Source organism: Novosphingobium capsulatum NBRC 12533 (assembly GCF_001598375.1).
Taxonomy (GTDB): Bacteria; Pseudomonadota; Alphaproteobacteria; order Sphingomonadales; family Sphingomonadaceae; genus Novosphingobium; species Novosphingobium capsulatum.
Genome location: NZ_BCYV01000012.1, coordinates 1 through 16,841, shown reverse-complemented (window position 1 = coordinate 16,841; position 16,841 = coordinate 1). Strand labels below are relative to the sequence as shown.

Below are 16,841 nucleotides of genomic sequence, written 5' to 3'. Positions count from 1 at the left end.
GGGGCAGGGAACTTGGCAAGATAGATCACAGTCTATCCACAGCTGCAATCGCCTCGCCGCCCCACGTGGCCCGGATGCGCCATGGCCGTCATCATGTCTTGTCGAAACCCGGGCCGAACCCGTCACAGGTTCGGCCCAGGCATGGGTCAGTTGCCGAAGTTGATGCGGGCAGTCAGGCCCCAGGTGCGCGGCTTGCCATAGACGCTCAGCGCATCGCCCCAATAGAGCGAGCCGTCGAAGGCGTAGGAGCGATAGACCCGGTTGAACAGGTTGTTGACGAAGAACGCCAGCTCCAGCTTGCCGCCCGCCGGGATCACGCCGATGCGGGCATTTTCCACGTGATAGGCGCCTTCGCGCTCGTCTGGCGCGCAGAGCACCGAGAAGCAGAACTTGCCGGTATAGAGCGCGTCACCCTGCAGCGAGACGCGCGCGCCGCCCATGCCGAATTCATAGCGGACGAGGGCGTTGCCGGAAAAGCCGGGGGCCTGGGGCAGATCGTGGTTCACGACTGTCACGCCATCGGGCAGCAGCACGTTCTTGACCTTGCTGTCTTGCACCGCGGCCGAGGCCTGAAGCGTGAACCCTTCGATCGGGTGGGCCGTCAGTTCGGCTTCCACGCCCTTGATCGTGGCCGGCAGGTTGCGCACCAGCTGCGTATAACCGACCTGAACATAGGCCTGGTAGTTCTTGTAATCATAGTAGAATGCCGCAAGGTTGAACTGGATATTGCGGCCGATCTTGGTCTTGAGGCCCACTTCATAGTCGTTGAGCGTCTCGGGCCGGTAGGGGATGTTGTTGAGCGTATCGATCAGGGCCTGGCCGGGGAACGGTGTGCCGGTGGAGAAGGTGAACCCGCCCGACTTGGAGCCACGGTTGTAGCTGGCATAGAGCAGCGTATCGGGGCCAGGCTTGTAATCCAGCTCGGCGCGCGCGGTCACCCCGTCATAGGTGGGTGAGGCGGCCGCTGGCGTGACCGTGATGCCGCTGGCTTGGGCCGCGCCGGTGGGATCGAAGAAGTTGATGCCGCTGGGGCCCCAGTTGACAGTAAGGCCCGAAATCGCCTCTGCCGCGCGATACCAGGCCAGCTTGCTGTCGCGCCAGTAGCGGGCGCCCAGGATCAGCTTCCAGTGATCGTCGAACTTGTATTCGTCCTGCGCAAAGACCGCGAAGGACTTGGTGCGCTGGTAGAACTGCACGGTGGGATCGTACTGGTCGAACGGCGTGGCATACTTGGCGCCATAGTTGCCGGTCAGCAGCATGCCGAACGCGCCCATGGTCAGGTAGTTGTTGCCGAAATGGGTGGCCGCGCGCAGTTCCTGCGTGATCTGCTGGGTGCGGGCGCGCTGATAGAAGATCGTGCCCGAGGCATAGCAGGTGACGCTGGGCGCGCTGGCGCAGGGGCCAGTGGTGAACGGCGGCAGTGCAGCCCCTTCCACATAGGGCAGGCCGGGCACGCCATCATCGCTTTCGATATAGAACTTGGCGAGGTTCTGGTAATCGGTGATCGAGGTGACGTCGAACGCGCCAAGCTTGGCTTCCAGGCGCAGCGTGGCAGCAAACTGCTTGCGGTTCACATAGTTTTCGCCCGCGCTATAGGTCTGCCACGGGTTGCCGCCCTGGGTGGCGGTGATCGCCGGGTTGGCATAGCCATTGGCGACCGAGCCGGGCACGCCGCCGTTGTACGACGTGCCGCCATAGTTGTTCCAATAGTCGCAGACCTGGTTGGCCGCCAGGAATTCGCCCTGGAACTGCGCATTGGGGCAAGCCGGGGTCAGGGTATAGACGCCAGCCTGGCGCTCGTGATCGGCCTGAGTATAGCGCACCGTCAGGCGGGCACGGAAATCGCTGGTGGGATCCCATTGCAAGATGCCGCGCGTGGCCCAGTGGTTGTTGGCGCCCAGATTGGCCCCGCCCGGCAGCAGGTTCTTGATATAGCCGGAATCGCGATCATACACGCCCGAAACACGGGCCGAGAGCGTCTGGGTCAACCCGCCGGTGACCGCGCCTTCGAAGATCGACTGGTTGAAGCTGCCGGTGGTGGCAGAGAGATAGCCGCCGAACTCGTGGCTGGGCTGGTTGGAAATGAACTGCACCGCGCCGCCGGTGGCATTGCGGCCAAACAGGGTGCCCTGTGGCCCGCGCAGCGCCTCGGTGCGGGCCAGGTCAAAGATCGGGAAGCCGGCCGTGGTGATCGAGGCGGCGTAGCTGTCGTCCTGATAGACGGCAACCGGCGGTTCCTGCTGGTCGCCATAGTCGTTCTGCGACACGCCGCGGATATTGAAGACCACCTGGCTCGAGCCATAGGCGTTGTATTTCAGGTTGGGGATCGCGCGCACGATATCGGTGGCATTGTTAATGTTGAGCGCGCGCAAGTCCTTGGCGGAAATGACCGAGACGGCGATGCCCACGTCATTGAGCTTCTGCTCGCGGCGTTGTGCCGTCACCACGATGTCGCCCGTGCCGTTGTCGGTTTGCGGGGCGGCGGCGGTTTCGGCCGGGGCGGGCGCCTGGGCCTGGGCCAGGCCGGGGATCAGCGCCGTGGCGGCCAGCGCCATGATGCGGATGCCCGATCGGCCATGGCGCGCATGCGCACCAAAGTGTTGCAGAACAGATTTTTGATTCAGGACAGTGCCCGAGAATACCAGGTGACGCATGACAGCTTCCCTCCAAGCCGGCCCCTCGTTCGGGGGCACAATACCTGCACCGGGATCGTGCATCAGGAACGCAGGCGCAGCAAGCCTTCAGCAACAGTGGAAAAGCTTTCTTCCGGCCTTGTGGGATTACGGTGTCATAACGGACAAGTATATGATGTTAAAATATAAAATTAACTGCACCGGTTTCGTTTGGTAATAACACCTACTTACTACTCTCATTAACTTGCCTAATGCCCTACCGTGCCGGGCGCCGTGGCGGCAGGGCCGGGCGAGGCGATGTGGAATGTCGCGGTCGACGGACTCGCAACGCCGCGCACCCCGACCTTGGAGCAAGCATTATTTCTAATCCCTCGCATTAGTTTCCAAAATGGTGCGGCGCCGTGATTGCGCCGGTTCCCGCGCTGGAATAGCCCTTCTGCAAATAGGCAGCCAAGCAAAGCCGAGGCATGACATGAAGACTAGTGCGCGCGTTGTGGTGATTGGTGGCGGCGTCGTCGGCGTCAGCACGTTGTATCACCTGGCCAAGATGGGCTGGTCCGATGTCGTGCTGATCGAGCGCAAGGAACTGACCTCGGGCTCTACCTGGCATGCCGCCGGCCTGCTGCCGCTGTTCAACCTGTCTTACTCGGTCGGCAAGCTGCACCAGTATTCGGTTGATCTCTATCCCAGCCTGGAAGCGGAAACCGACCTCAATGTCGGCTTCTCGCGCGTGTCGAACATTCGCCTCGCCAACAGCCCCGATCGCATGGACGAATACCGCTATTATGCGGGCGTGGCCAAGACCATCGGGGTGGACGTAAACTTTCTCACCCCTGAGCAAGTGCATGAAATCTGGCCACTGGCACAGATGGACGGGGTGCTCGGCGCGATCCAGCATCCCGCCGATGGCTATATCCAGCCGGCCGACTTGACCCAGGCCCTGGCCAAGGGGGCGCGCCAGCGGGGCGCCACGATCATGCGCAATACCACGGTCACGGGCATCACCCAGAAGGTCAACGGCGAATGGGTGGTGGCGACCGACCAGGGCGAGATCACCTGCGAGCATGTGGTTTCGGCCACCGGCAGCTTTGCCCGCCAGACGGGCGCGATGGTCGGCCTGGATGTGCCGGTGATCCCGGTCGAGCATCAGTACATCGTCACCGAGCAGCACCCCGCGATCATGGAGCGCCGCGCCAAGGGCCTGCCCGAAATGGGCGTGCTGCGCGAAAGCGACTCGAGCTGGTACATGCGCGAGGAAGCCGGCGGCCTGCTGCTTGGCCCCTACGAAGTCGGCGCGCCGGCCTGCTATGTGAAGGGGCCGGCCGTTAACAGCGAATATGAACTGTTCCCCGATGCTCTCGAACGCCTGGAGCCCTATATCCTCTCGGCGATCGAGCGCGTGCCCGCCTTTGGTGAGCTGGGGATCAAGAAGGTTTACAACGGCGCCATTGCCTACACGCCCGACGGGTCGCCCATCGTCGGTCCTGCGCCGGGGCTGAAGAACTTCTGGCTCAATGAAGGTCACAGCTTCGGCATCACGGCAGCCGGCGGCGCGGGTTGGCAGCTGGCCCACTGGATTGTGGACGGCGAACCCACCATCGACATGATGGGGGTCGATCCGCGCCGCTTCGGCACTTATGCCGACGAAGGCTATCTCATCGAAAAGAACGAGGAAGCCTATGCCAAGGTGTTCACCGTTCACTATCCCGATGAAGAGCGCGAGGCTGCCCGCCCGCTGCGCCAGACGCCATGCTATGACCGCATGAAGAAGCTGGGCGCGGTGTTTGGCAGCGTGTTCGGCTGGGAGCGCCCCAACTGGTTCGCGCCCGACGGCTATGAACTGACCGACGCCGATCTCGACCGTCCCGAAACGCTGCTCAACCACAATCATCCCGATGTGCCGGGTGCGCCGATCCGTGAAAAGTGGTCGTTCCGCCGCTCCAACTACTTCGAGCATGTTGGCAATGAATGCCGCCATGTGACGGAAAAGGTTGGCATTCAGGACATGAGCGCGTTTGCCAAGTGCCTGATTTCCGGCCCTGGTGCGGAAGAATGGCTGGGCAAGCTGTTGTCCAACGCGGTGCCCAAGAAGATCGGCCGGGTCAGCCTGTCGTACCTGCTGACGCCGGCTGGCGGCGTGCGCAGCGAGTTTACCGTCTATAAGCGCGGGCCGCAAAGCTATTACCTGGTTTCGGCCGGCGCGCTGGAGCAGCACGATCATGACTATCTGATCAAGGCGCTGCCCGCCGACGGTTCGGTCAAGTTCGAGCGGCTGACCACGGCAATGGGCGTGCTGGTCCTGGCCGGGCCGCGTGCCCGCGACGTGCTGGCCAAGGTGACCCGCACCGATCTGTCGAACGAGGCGTTCCCGTGGCTGACGGGCAAGCGCATCTCGATCGGCGCGGCGCCGTGCGATGCGCTGCGCGTGAACTTCATCGGCGAGCTGGGTTGGGAATTCCACCACCCGATCGAGATGCAGAACTACATCTTCGACAAGCTGATGGAAGCCGGCGCCGAATTCGACATCAAGCCCTTTGGCATCCGGGCGATGACGTCGATGGCGCTGGAAAAGAGCTACAAGCTGATCCCGCGCGAACTTTCGGTGGAATACAACGCGCTGGAAAGCGGGCTTGAACGCTTCATATCCATGAAGAAGCCGGACTTCGTTGGCCGTGACGGGCTGCTGGCGAAGAAGGAAGCCGGTCTTTCTTCTACTCTGGTTACCCTGGAGGTGCTGGGCGTCACCGATGCCGATGCCCGCGGCTCCGAAGCGATCTATCGCGATGGACAACTGGTTGGCCGCGCCACGTCGGGCGGCTATGGTTGGCGCACGGCCAAGTCGCTGGCGCTTGCGATGATCGCACCTGAACACGCAAACCTTGGCACCGAACTCGAGATTTCCATTCTCGGAACGATGCACAAGGCCGTGGTGATCCCAGACTCGCCCTTCGACCCCGAAAACCTTGCATTGCGGAGCTAGTTCCCATGCGCAATTTCGCTTCGATTGCCGAACTGCTGAACCAGGATCGCCCCGGCTACACCTTGCCGCAGGCGCTTTACACCAGCGAGGAAGCCTTTCGCTTCGATACCGAGGTGATGCTCAAGTCGGTGTGGCTCTATGCCTGCACCGTGGCCCACGTGAAGAACCCTGGCGATTTCTACGTCTTTGAAATGGCCAACAACTCGGTGTTCATCGTGCGTGGCCGCGATGGCGAGGTGCGCGCGTTCTACAACACCTGCACCCATCGCGGCTCGCGCATTTGCCAGGTTCAGGCCGGCACGATGCCGCGCATCATGTGCCCTTATCACTTCTGGACATTCGGGCTTGATGGCAAGTTGATCGCCGCGCGCGGCATGCCCGACGATTTTGACAAGGGCGCGCATAACCTGCGCCAGGTGGCGCTGGAAAACTGCGGCGGCCTGCTGTTCATCTGCCTGGCGGACAATCCGCCGCCGATCGAGCCGGCCAAGCAGGACATCGCGGCCGCGATCGGCATCTACAACATGGACAAGCTCAAGGTGGCCGCGGTCGAAGACCTGCATGACACGGCCAACTGGAAGCTGGTCATGGAAAACAACCGCGAGTGCTATCACTGCGAGGCCAACCATCCCGAACTGCTCAATTCGCTGAGCGGATCGGGCTTTGGCCGGGGCAACCCGGAAGATGGCGACGCTGCCGACGAGGACGATATCACTGCCCAGGTGGAGCGCTGGAAGGCCATGGGCGTGTGGCGCGACCTGGTGGAATTTCCCGATGGCGGCTGGCATCGCGTGGGTCGCCTCAGCCTGGCGCACGGGGCGCTGTCGCAGACCATGGACGGGCAGCCGGCTTCCAAGAAGCTGATCTGGCCGGTCGAGCACGCCGAACCGACCAGCGTTTCGGTATGGACCCAGCCCAATTCCTGGCACCACTTCTGCTGCGACCATGTGGTGACATTCAGCGTGATGCCGCAGGGGCCGGATCGTTCGATCCTGCGCACCTCGTGGCTGGTGCACGAAGACGCGGTGGAAGGCGAAGACTATACGGTCGAGAACCTGACCCACGTGTGGAAGGCGACCAACCGCCAGGACCGCCACCTGGCGGAAATGAACCACGCCGGCATCGTTACCGATGGCTATCGCCCCGGGCCCTACGCGCTCGAGGAAAACCTCGTCGATGCCTTCAAGACCTTCTACGTCGAGCGCGCCAAGGCCGCGCTGGAAGCGGCAGGACAGCCATAAGATGATGCGCTTTTCCGGGCTCAATCTCATCGCGCAGGCCTTTTCGGGGCACCAGTCGTGGCCGGAACAATGGCCCGACAAGGCACCCAAGGCGGCCTATGACGTGATCATCGTGGGCGCGGGCGGGCATGGCCTGGGCGCGGCCTATTACTTGGCGGCCAAGTATGGCATCACCAATGTCGCGGTGATCGAGAAAGGCTGGCTCGGCGGTGGCAACACCGGGCGCAACACGACGATCATCCGCTCGAACTACCTCTACGATGAAAGCGCCCACCTCTATGACCATGCGGTCAAGCTGTGGGACGGGTTGAGCCAGGAGCTCAACTACAACGTGATGTATTCCAAGCGCGGCGTGCTGATGCTGGCGCACAACGTGCACGACATCCAGAGCTTCAAGCGCCACATCCACGCCAACCGCCTGAACGGCGTGGACAACGAATGGTTGAGCCCGGAAGAATGCCAGGCCTATTGCCCGCCGCTCGATATCTCGCCCAATGCGCGCCACCCGGTGCTGGGCGGGGCGTTGCAGCGGCGCGGCGGCACCGCGCGGCACGATAGCGTCGCCTGGGGCTATGCCCGCAAGGCGACGGCGCTGGGCGTGGACATCATCCAGAACTGCGCCGTCACCGGCATCCGGCGCGGGCCCGATGGTGCCGTGCTGGGGGTGGAGACCGAGCGCGGCTTCATCGGCGCGAAAAAGATCGGCGTATCGGCGGCCGGCAATACCTCGGTCGTCATGAACATGGCCGGCCTGCAATTTCCGCTGGAAAGCTATCCGCTGCAGGCCCTGGTGTCAGAGCCGGTCAAGCCGATTTTTCCCTGCGTGGTTATGTCCAACACCGTGCATGCCTATATCAGCCAGTCCGACAAGGGCGAGCTGGTGATCGGCGCGGGGACCGACCAGTACACCTCGTATTCGCAGCGCGGCGCGTTCCACATCATCGAGCATACCCTGGCGGCAATCTGCGAGATCTTCCCGATCTTTACCCGCATGCGCATGCTGCGCACCTGGGGCGGGATCGTCGACGTGACGCCCGATCGCTCCCCCATTCTGGGCAAGACCCCGGTTCAGGGCCTCTATGTCAACTGCGGTTGGGGTACGGGCGGGTTCAAGGCGACGCCGGGCGCGGCGGATTTGCTGGCGCATACCATCGCCCACGATGCCCCGCACGCGATCAACGCGCCGTTCACGCTCGACCGGTTCCGCAACGGGCGGATGATCGACGAGGCGGCCGCAGCCGCCGTGGCCCACTGAGCAAGGCGCAGGGAAGCAAGCCATGCTGTTGATTCATTGCCCCTATTGCGAAGAAGACCGCCCCGAGGTGGAATTCGTCTATGGTGGCGAGGCGCATATCGCGCGCCCGCTCGATCCCGCAACGCTGAGCGACGAGGAATGGGAGCACTATCTCTACATCCGCCGCAATCCGCGCGGGCGCCATCACGAACGCTGGCGGCATACCCACGGTTGCGGGCGTTTCTTCAATGCCGTGCGCGATACCGTGAGCGATCGTTTCGAACAGACCTACAAGGCCGGGGAACCGCGTAAATGAGCGGCTATCGTCTTCCTGCCGGCGGCCGCGTCAACCGCGCCGCGCCGCTGGATTTCACCTTTGACGGGCGCGCCCATAGCGGCTTTGCCGGCGACAGCCTGGCCTCGGCGCTGGTGGCATCGGGGCAGATGCTGTTCGGCCGCTCGTTCAAGTATCACCGCCCGCGCGGCATTCTGGGCATGGGGACGGAAGAGCCCAATGCCTTGGTGACAGTGGACCGCGGTGGGGCCGGGCCGGGGTGGGGCCGGCGCACGCCCAATCTGCGCGCGCCATCCGTGCCGCTGTATCAGGGCCTTACCGCGCAAAGCCAGAACCGCTATCCCTCGCTCAAGTTCGACCTGGGCGCGGTCAACGATCGGCTTGGCGCGTTCTTTCCGGCCGGTTTCTACAACAAGACATTCATGTGGCCGCGTTCGGCCTGGGAAAAGCTCTATGAGCCGGCGATCCGGCGCATGGCCGGGCTTGGCGCCAGCCCAACGGAGCGCGATCCCGATCATTACGACGCCACTTATGCCCATTGCGAGGTGCTGGTGGTCGGCGGCGGCCTGGCCGGGATCGATGCCGCGCTGGCGGCGGCGGCCGACGGCGGCCGGGTAATCCTGATCGACGAGCAGGACGAGTTGGGCGGCGGTGCCCTGTCGGACCAGGCGCTGTGGGGCGAAGTGGCCGACAAGACCATGGCGCTGCGCCGGCTCGGCAACGTGATGGTGCTGACCCGCACGACTGCGTTCGGCTATTACCACCAGAACTTCGTGGGCGCGGTGGAGCAGCTGACCGATCATCTGGCCCCGGCGCAGGCCAGCGGTGCGCGCGAACGGCTGTGGCGCATTCGCGCCGGCGAGGTCATCCTGGCCCAGGGCGCGATCGAGCGCCCGCTGGTGTTCGATGGTAACGACGTGCCGGGCGTGATGCTGTCGAGCGCCGGGCGCGCGCTGGCGGTGCGCTATGGCGTGGCGGTGGGCCGCGCCGTGGCCGTGATGGCGGTGCACGACAGCGGCTGGCGCGATGCGCTGGCGCTCAAGGCGGCTGGCGTCAACGTGGTGGCGGTGATCGACTTGCGGGGCGAAGTGGCGGCCGATCTGGTTGCTGCCGTGCGCGGCGCGGGGATTGCCGTGCATCTTGGCCATGCCGTCACGCAGGTGGCGGGCCGCCATGGGGTGAGCGGCGTGACCTTTGCCCCCGGTGGCACCGGGCAGGGCCAGCAACTGGCGGTCGATGCGCTGCTGATGGCCGGTGGCTGGACGCCGACGGTGCATTTGTGGAGCCACGCCAAGGGCAGCTTGCGCTGGGACGATACCTGGGGCGCCTATCTGCCCGACGTGGCGCAGGAAAACTGCCGTGCCGTGGGCGCCGGGGCGGGCGCCTGGGACATGGGCGCGGGCCTGGCGCTGGGCACGCTGCCTGGCCCCAAGCCGATCTGGCAGACCAAGGCCTTCGTCGATTTCCAGAACGACGTGAAGGCGCGCGATATCGATCTGGCGGTGCGCGAGGGCATGCGCTCGATCGAGCATATCAAGCGCTATACCACCAACGGCATGGCCACCGACCAGGGCAAGACCAGCAACCTCAATGGCTTGCAGATCGCCTCGGGCAGCCTGTCCAAGCCGGTGACCGATATCGGCCTCACCACGTTCCGCCCGCCCTATACGCCGCAGACCTTTGGCGCGCTGATGGGGCATCACAAGGATGCGCTGTTCCAGCCGATCCGCAAGACGGTGATCGATGGCTGGGCCGATGCGCGCGGGGCGGTGTTCGAGAACGTGGCGCAATGGCGCCGTGCCCGCTATTTCCCGCAAGGCGGCGAAGACATGCACGCCGCCGTCGCGCGCGAGTGCCTGGCGGTGCGCCAGCAGGTGGGCATGTTCGATGCATCGACCTTGGGCAAGATCGAGGTGGTCGGCCCCGATGCCGCCGAATTCCTCAACCGCATGTACACCAACCCGTGGAAGGCACTGGCACCCGGCCGCTGCCGCTATGGGCTGCTGCTGCGCGAGGATGGCTTCATCACCGATGATGGCGTTTCGGCGCGCCTGGCACCCGATCGTTTCCACCTGACCACCACCACCGGCGGCGCGGCGCGCGTGTTGGCGATGATGGAAGACTATCTCCAGACCGAATGGAGCGATCTCGACGTCTGGCTGACCAGCACGACCGAGCAGTGGGCGGTGATCGCGGTGCAGGGGCCGCTCGCCCGCGCCGTGATCGCGCCGCTGGTCGAAGGCATCGATCTGGCGCCTGGCGCCTTTCCGCACATGGCCATTCGCGAGGGCACGATCTGCGGCGTGCCGACGCGCCTGTTCCGCGTGAGCTTTACCGGCGAGCTTGGCTATGAAGTCAACGTGCCGGCCGAGCATGGGCGCATGGTGTGGGAGGCGATCCACGCCTCTGGGCAGGCCCACGGCATTACCCCCTATGGCACCGAGACGATGCACGTGCTCCGCGCCGAAAAGGGCTATGTCATCGTCGGGCAGGATACCGACGGCACGCTAACCCCGGATGACGCCGGCATGGCCTGGGCCGTGGGCACCAAGAAGCCCGATTTCGTCGGCAAGCGCTCGCTCGCCCGGCCCGACATGAGCGCGCCGGGGCGCAAGCAACTGGTCGGCCTGCTGACCGAAGACCCGCAGGAAGTGCTGGAAGAAGGCGCGCAGATCGTCGCCGATCCCGATCAGCCGGTGCCGATGACCATGCTCGGCCACGTCACCTCGTCGTATCACAGCGCCACGCTGGGCCGCTCCATCGCCATGGCGGTGATTGCCGACGGCCGCGCGCGCGATGGCCAGGTGATCCATGTGCCGATGCCGGGCCGCACGATCCGCGCGCGGGTGAGCGCCAGCACCGTGTTCTATGATCCGCAAGGGAGCCGCCTCGATGTCTGATGTCCTTGCGATCCCCGCCCTGGCCGTGGCCGGCACCGATCTGGCGCTGGAGGCCCAGGCAGTTACCGCCTCGGGCGTGGCGCTGACGCTGGAAGCGCCGGCCAGCCGCTGGTCGCTGCGCGCCCGCACGGCGCAGGCGCTTTCAGGCGTGATCGGCCGCGCTGTACCGGCGCGCATTGGCGAGACGCTGGATGGCATCGCCTGCCTCGGGCCAGACGAATGGCTGGCCGATCTGCCTGCCGGCACCGCGCTGCCCGATGGCGCCGGGCAACCGGTGAGCGTGGTGGACATTTCCGCGCGCGGCGTGGTCATCCGGGTGGAGGGGGCAGGGGCGGCCACCGTCCTGTCATCGGGATGTCCGCTCGATCTCGACCGGTTTGCCGTGGGCCGCGCCACCCGCACCGTTTTCGAAACGGTGGAAGTGATCCTGTGGCGCGAAAGCGCAACCGTGTTCCGCGTGTTCGTGTGGCGCAGCTTTGCCCCATGGTTGTGGCACGCACTCAAGGCGGCGGAACGCGGCTAAGCAGAATTGGCCTGAAATTCAGGCCGCCACACCGCCCTTGAAGCGCAGGCGCGCGGTCAGGCCATCGGGCTGCCAATCCAGGTCGATCGCGCCCTCGCGCAGCCGCACGATGCGGTTGATGAGGTTCAGCCCCTGGCCGCCATCGCGCGAGGTTGCCTGCACGGGGCGGTTCGAAACCTCGTGCCAGGTGATCACGATGTCGCCGTCCTGATCCTCGCTCGACAGCGTGATAGCGCCGCCATGCGCGATCGCGCCATGCTTCGAGGAATTGACCGCCAGTTCACCCACGACCAGGGCGATCGTGTCAGCCAGGGCGCGCGCAATCGGCATGTCGCGCACCTTGTCGGTCGCCACCGGGCAGAACGCACTGCCAAAGGGCAGGACCAGCGCATCGATCAGTTCGACCAGGCTGCACGGCACTTCCAGGCTGGTGAACAGGGCCTGGGCGCGGCCCATCGCAATCAGGCGTTCGGCCATCTGCCCGGCAAAGGCATCGTTGTGCGCGTCGCCACGGGCAAAGCCGCGGATCAGGCTGGAAATCATCGTATAGGTGTTGCGCAGCCGATGGTGCAACTCGCGCGTGGCGGTTTCCAGCACCTGGCGGGAGAGTTCGGCATCAGTCACGTCGCGCGACACGGCCAGATAGCTGATCAGCTTGCCGGTATCGTCGCGCAGCGCCGAAACACTCACGTCCCACCAGCGGCTGTTGCCCTTGGCCGTGGGGCACAGGGCGCGAAACCGCGAAACGCCGCCGGCCTGCGCCATGGCAAAGCCATTGGTGATATGTGGCCGGCCCGCTTCGGGCCATAGCGTTTCCCATTGCTTGCCCAGCACGTCGGACGGCGCATCGATCTCCATCGCGCACAAACCGTTCGGATTGACGTAAGCCACCGTGCCATCCAGCCCGATCACCTTGACGCAATCCACACTCTGGTCGAGCGCAGCTGCCAGCGAGAGTTGCGAGATGCCGGCAACCTGCCGTGAAAGTTCGTTGTTAGTCATGTTTACTGCCGGAGTTCCCCAAAACACCCGGTCAGGCGTGCCCCACGCGCACCTTCGCGACAGCACCATAATCGTTAGTTAATGTAAAAGTTCCAGCAAAAATTGGCGGAAAAGCGCACTTTTCGGGCTTGCGGCGATTCCGCTGCCGGCGGCATCACCCCAGCAGTGGCCCGGCCCAGGGCAGATTGGTCATCAGTGGCGGCAGCACCTGATCCAGCAGGGTCTCGCGCGCCAGGGCGGCCGTCTGGCCGGGCAGGTCGCCCAACTCGCCCATGCGTGCTACCACCTGGATGCGGCGGGCAAAGCGGCCGCGCGGCAGGGGTTCGACGCGCAGCTGCGGCATCAGCTGGGGCAGGGCCGCGAGGCACAGCAGCGAGGTTATGCTCCAGCCGATGCCCATGCCCACCGTGGTCAATTGCTGGTGGATGATCTCCACCTCGATCACATTGGGCAGGCGCAGCTTCATGCGGGTCAGCTGGCTTTCGATGCGCTGGCCCATGCCGGTATCGAGCGAATAGCGCACGAACGGCATGCGTTCGGCCACGTCGGCCGGATCGATGCTGCCGCTGTGGTCGGCCGGAAATATCATCACGAAGGGATCATCGATCACGTCGTGATGCTCGATGCCCGGGTGTTTTTCCAGGGTATTGCTGCCGGTTACCAGCATGTCGCAGCGCCGCGCGAGGAATTCCTGCTGCTGGCGCAGCGAAATGCCAGATCGCACCCGCCATGAACCCACGCGCATGCCGTGCCGGCGCAGCAGCGGCGCGGTGAGCAGGTTGGCGAGGCTCTCGCTCATGCCCACGGTCAATTGGTCGATCGGCTGCTGCGCGCCTTCGCGCACCTCGTCATAGGCCGTGCGCGCGCTGGCCAGCAGCTTGCGCGCGCGCTCGTGCAGGGCGCGGCCCGATGGCGTCAGGCCCAGTGGCCGCAGCGAGCGATCGAACAGTGGCGCGCCGATGCCCTGTTCCAGCCGGGTGATCGTTTGCGACACCGCCGACTGGGTGATCCGCAACTGTTGGGCGCAGGCGGTCATCCCGCCCAGTTCCACCGTCAGGACAAACACTTCCAAGCCGTGCAGATCGAATTCGGCGGGCAGGCGCATGGGCATGATCCTTTGGGTGCGCGCCCTCTCGCGCCCCCGTGCTGCACTCTTGTGCCATCATGATGCCTGAACTACCAGATTATATCTGCTTATTGTCTGCGCTGCCCCGTTCCTGTTGCGGGCAAGCCGTCCTACAGATGCGGGCAACCAGCGAAAGGGAGCTGACGTGGCGCTTTTGAAACCCGATTTCGTCCTGCTTGTCTCGTGTGTGGATCGCAAGGGCCTGGTGGCTGCGATCGCCACGTCGATTTCGGCGCAGGATTGCAACATCGTTGAAAGCGCGCAGTTCGATGATGCCGTCACCGGCCGCTTCTTCATGCGCGTGGCCTTCACCGCGCCCGAAGGCATGACGGTGGACCGCTTCAACGCCGCGTTCCTCTCGGTCGGCAGTGCCTATGGCATCGATTGGAAGGTGTTCGACCTGTCGGTCAAGGTGCGTGCGCTGGTCATGGTGTCAAAGGGCGGGCACTGCCTGAATGACCTGCTCTATCGCACCGCCACGCGGTATCTGCCGATGGAAGTGACCAGCGTGGTCTCGAACCACACCACCTGGCAGCGCCGGGTGGAGCACGAGGGCATCCCCTTCCACCACCTGCCGATCACGCCGGAAAACAAGGTGGAGCAGGAAGCAAGGCTGCTGGACATGATCGCGCAGCAGAATGTCGATCTGGTGATCCTGGCGCGGTATATGCAGGTGCTGTCCGACACCACCTGCCGCGCCCTGGAAGGCCGCGTGATCAACATCCACCATTCCTCGCTGCCGGCGTTCAAGGGCGCGATGCCCTATCACCGTGCCTACGAGCGCGGCGTGAAGATGGTGGGCGCCACCGCCCACTACGTAACGCCCGATCTGGATGAAGGGCCGATCATCGCGCAGGATGTCTCGATGGTGGACCATGCCGATACCGTCGATGACCTGATCGCCCAGGGCCAGGAAACCGAAAGCCGTGTGCTGACCCGCGCGGTCAAGGCCCATTGCGAGCATCGCGTGATGCTCAATGGCCACCGCACCGTGGTGTTCAAGTGAGCGAGGCCCGGCTCTACGCCGATCTGGCTGCGCTGGGCGTGGTGTGGTCCAGCCTGGAACACGAGGCAGTGTTCACCGTGGAGGAAAGCGAAGCGATCCACGCCGCGCTGCCCGGGGCGCACACCAAAAACCTGTTCCTCAAGAACGCCGATGGCAGTTTCTGGCTGGTAACAGTCGACCATGCCAAGCGGGTGGACCTCAAGGGGCTGGCTGGCGCGGTCGGCGCCAAGAAGTTCAGCTTTGGCAAGTCGGAAGACATGGAGCGTCTGTTGGGCGTGACGCCCGGCGCGGTGACACCGCTCGCGGTGATCAATGATGCCGATGGCGCGGTTCACGTGGTGATCGACGCGGATCTGGTTGACGCAGAACGGGTTCACGTTCATCCCTTGCGCAACACAGCAACGATCGGTCTTTCCGGTGGCGATTTGTTGCGCGCCCTGGAAGGGTGGAATCACTCCGCGATCGTGTCTGGCATTCCGGAGCGGCCATGACCGTCAGCACGTTTGACCTGTTCAAGATCGGCATCGGACCGTCGAGTTCGCACACCGTGGGGCCGATGGTGGCGGCCCGCCGCTTTACCGAGGCGCTGGAGGCTGCGGGCCTGCTGGCGCGCACGGCGCGGGTATCGGTCGATCTCTATGGGTCATTGGCATTGACCGGCAAGGGCCACGCCACCGACGTGGCGATTATCCTGGGCTTGGCGGGGCAAGTGCCTGCCACGGTCGATCCCGATGCGGTGGCGGGCATCGTTGCCACGGTGGAGCAATCGGGCCGCGTCGCGCTGCTTGGGCAGCACGAGGTTGCGTTTGCCCCGGCGCAGGACATGCGCTTTCTCCAGCGCGAGCGGCAGCCCTATCACAGCAATGCCATGGCGCTGGCGGCGTGGGACGAAGCGGGCGAGATGCTGACCCGGCGGCTGTTCTATTCGGTGGGCGGCGGCTTCGTGCTGGACGAGGACGAGGTGATCCGCAATGCGCCGGCGCTCGATGTGCCGGAATTGCCCTATCCTTTTGCCTCGGCCGGGCAACTGATCGAGATTGGCGAGGCAACGGGCTTGAGCTTTGCCCAGATCATGCTGGCCAACGAACTGGCGTGGCGCAGCCCTTCGGAAGTGGATGCGGGGCTCGATCTGCTGGCCGATACCATGGCCGCCTGCATCGATCGCGGCTGCGCGCAGGGCGGAATCCTGCCCGGCGGCCTGAAAGTGCGCCGCCGCGCCGCGGCGCTGGCGCAGGAATTGCAGCACCGCCAGCAGATGTCGCTGTCAGAGCCGCTCGCCGTGCTCGACTGGATCAACCTGTGGGCGATGGCGGTGAACGAGGAAAACGCCGCTGGTGGCCGCGTGGTGACGGCACCCACCAATGGCGCGGCCGGGATCATTCCGGCGGTGCTGCGCTATTACGAGCGCTGCTATCGCGGCGATCGTGCCGGGCGGCGCACGTTCCTGCTGACGGCGGCGGCGATCGGTGCGCTCTACAAGCGCAACGCTTCCATTTCCGGCGCCGAAGTTGGCTGCCAGGGCGAAGTGGGCGTGGCCTGTTCGATGGCGGCGGCGGGCCTCACGGCGGCGCTGGGTGGCAACAATGCCCAGATCGAAAACGCCGCCGAAATCGGCATGGAGCACAATCTGGGCCTGACCTGCGATCCGGTGGGCGGCCTGGTGCAGATCCCGTGTATCGAGCGCAACGCCATGGGCGCGGTCAAGGCGATCGACGCCTCGCGCCTCGCCATGCTGGGCGATGGCCAGCACATGGTGAGTCTTGACAAGGTGATCGAAACCATGCGCCAAACCGGCGCAGACATGCGTGACAAGTACAAGGAAACCTCGCAAGGCGGCCTGGCGGTGAACGTCGTGGCGGTCAACGTGGTGGAATGCTGAGCGAGTACGAGGAGATGTATCG

The 16,841-nt window shown here is 64.7% G+C and carries 12 protein-coding genes; 9 read left to right on the top strand and 3 right to left on the bottom strand.

The window, feature by feature from the left end:
- Positions 1-146: 146 nt before the first annotated feature.
- Positions 147-2,654, bottom strand: a complete 2,508-nt coding sequence (locus tag SCA01S_RS11540) for a TonB-dependent receptor (protein ID WP_157088951.1) — start codon at positions 2,652-2,654, stop codon at positions 147-149.
- Positions 2,655-3,105: 451 nt separating this feature from the next.
- Here SCA01S_RS11540 and SCA01S_RS11535 point away from each other — a divergent pair, with 451 nt between their 5' ends.
- The 6 genes from SCA01S_RS11535 to SCA01S_RS11510 are packed head-to-tail and all read left to right on the top strand — an operon-like array spanning position 3,106 to position 11,806.
- Positions 3,106-5,613, top strand: coding sequence for a GcvT family protein (locus tag SCA01S_RS11535; RefSeq protein ID WP_062785695.1), 2,508 nt, complete (start codon positions 3,106-3,108; stop codon positions 5,611-5,613).
- A 5-nt stretch (positions 5,614-5,618) separates the two neighbouring features.
- Positions 5,619-6,854: an aromatic ring-hydroxylating oxygenase subunit alpha gene (locus SCA01S_RS11530; protein ID WP_062785693.1), complete on the top strand. Its 1,236-nt coding sequence runs from the start codon at positions 5,619-5,621 to the stop codon at positions 6,852-6,854.
- Between the two features lies 1 nt (position 6,855).
- Positions 6,856-8,109 carry a sarcosine oxidase subunit beta family protein gene (locus SCA01S_RS11525; RefSeq protein ID WP_022675220.1) on the top strand — a complete coding sequence of 418 codons (1,254 nt, stop codon included), beginning with the start codon at positions 6,856-6,858 and terminating at the stop codon, positions 8,107-8,109.
- Between the two features lie 22 nt (positions 8,110-8,131).
- Entirely contained in the window at positions 8,132-8,404 is a 273-nt protein-coding gene (locus SCA01S_RS11520; RefSeq protein ID WP_062785691.1) for a sarcosine oxidase subunit delta, read from the top strand.
- On the top strand, positions 8,401-11,283 hold the full coding sequence (locus SCA01S_RS11515) for a 2Fe-2S iron-sulfur cluster-binding protein (protein ID WP_062785689.1): 2,883 nt from the start codon (positions 8,401-8,403) through the stop codon (positions 11,281-11,283). Before SCA01S_RS11520 ends, SCA01S_RS11515 begins: the two co-directional genes overlap by 4 nt.
- On the top strand, positions 11,276-11,806 hold the full coding sequence (locus SCA01S_RS11510) for a sarcosine oxidase subunit gamma (RefSeq protein ID WP_084390952.1): 531 nt from the start codon (positions 11,276-11,278) through the stop codon (positions 11,804-11,806). Before SCA01S_RS11515 ends, SCA01S_RS11510 begins: the two co-directional genes overlap by 8 nt.
- A gap of 18 nt (positions 11,807-11,824) precedes the next feature.
- Here SCA01S_RS11510 and SCA01S_RS11505 read toward each other — a convergent pair whose 3' ends face one another.
- Both SCA01S_RS11505 and SCA01S_RS11500 read right to left on the bottom strand, forming a co-directional pair.
- Positions 11,825-12,808: a PAS domain-containing HWE histidine kinase family protein gene (locus tag SCA01S_RS11505; RefSeq protein ID WP_062785687.1), complete on the bottom strand. Its 984-nt coding sequence runs from the start codon at positions 12,806-12,808 to the stop codon at positions 11,825-11,827.
- A 154-nt stretch (positions 12,809-12,962) separates the two neighbouring features.
- Complete coding sequence (locus SCA01S_RS11500; RefSeq protein WP_022674616.1) at positions 12,963-13,913, bottom strand: LysR family transcriptional regulator; 951 nt, start codon at positions 13,911-13,913, stop codon at positions 12,963-12,965.
- A gap of 175 nt (positions 13,914-14,088) precedes the next feature.
- Here SCA01S_RS11500 and purU point away from each other — a divergent pair, with 175 nt between their 5' ends.
- From purU to SCA01S_RS11485, 3 genes are read left to right on the top strand one after another with little or no spacing between them, the layout of a single operon-like run.
- The gene (gene purU / locus SCA01S_RS11495) at positions 14,089-14,940 is read left to right on the top strand and encodes a formyltetrahydrofolate deformylase (protein WP_216647686.1); all 852 of its coding nucleotides are present in this window, start codon (positions 14,089-14,091) and stop codon (positions 14,938-14,940) included.
- Positions 14,937-15,431, top strand: a complete 495-nt coding sequence (locus tag SCA01S_RS11490) for a prolyl-tRNA synthetase associated domain-containing protein (protein ID WP_062785683.1) — start codon at positions 14,937-14,939, stop codon at positions 15,429-15,431. Before purU ends, SCA01S_RS11490 begins: the two co-directional genes overlap by 4 nt.
- Positions 15,428-16,819 (top strand): L-serine ammonia-lyase, encoded by a 1,392-nt coding sequence (locus SCA01S_RS11485; RefSeq protein ID WP_062785681.1) that lies wholly within the window; start codon positions 15,428-15,430, stop codon positions 16,817-16,819. Before SCA01S_RS11490 ends, SCA01S_RS11485 begins: the two co-directional genes overlap by 4 nt.
- The last annotated feature ends 22 nt before the right edge of the window (positions 16,820-16,841 follow it).

Excerpts from the sequence above, each read along its gene's own strand:
- SCA01S_RS11540 (WP_157088951.1), bottom strand. The coding sequence starts at position 2,654 with ATGCGTCACCTGGTATTCTCGGGCACTGTCCTGAATCAAAAATCTGTT.
- SCA01S_RS11535 (WP_062785695.1), top strand. The coding sequence starts at position 3,106 with ATGAAGACTAGTGCGCGCGTTGTGGTGATTGGTGGCGGCGTCGTCGGC.
- SCA01S_RS11530 (WP_062785693.1), top strand. The coding sequence starts at position 5,619 with ATGCGCAATTTCGCTTCGATTGCCGAACTGCTGAACCAGGATCGCCCC.
- SCA01S_RS11525 (WP_022675220.1), top strand. The coding sequence starts at position 6,856 with ATGATGCGCTTTTCCGGGCTCAATCTCATCGCGCAGGCCTTTTCGGGG.
- SCA01S_RS11520 (WP_062785691.1), top strand. The coding sequence starts at position 8,132 with ATGCTGTTGATTCATTGCCCCTATTGCGAAGAAGACCGCCCCGAGGTG.
- SCA01S_RS11515 (WP_062785689.1), top strand. The coding sequence starts at position 8,401 with ATGAGCGGCTATCGTCTTCCTGCCGGCGGCCGCGTCAACCGCGCCGCG.
- SCA01S_RS11510 (WP_084390952.1), top strand. The coding sequence starts at position 11,276 with ATGTCTGATGTCCTTGCGATCCCCGCCCTGGCCGTGGCCGGCACCGAT.
- SCA01S_RS11505 (WP_062785687.1), bottom strand. The coding sequence starts at position 12,808 with ATGACTAACAACGAACTTTCACGGCAGGTTGCCGGCATCTCGCAACTC.
- SCA01S_RS11500 (WP_022674616.1), bottom strand. The coding sequence starts at position 13,913 with ATGCGCCTGCCCGCCGAATTCGATCTGCACGGCTTGGAAGTGTTTGTC.
- SCA01S_RS11485 (WP_062785681.1), top strand. The coding sequence starts at position 15,428 with ATGACCGTCAGCACGTTTGACCTGTTCAAGATCGGCATCGGACCGTCG.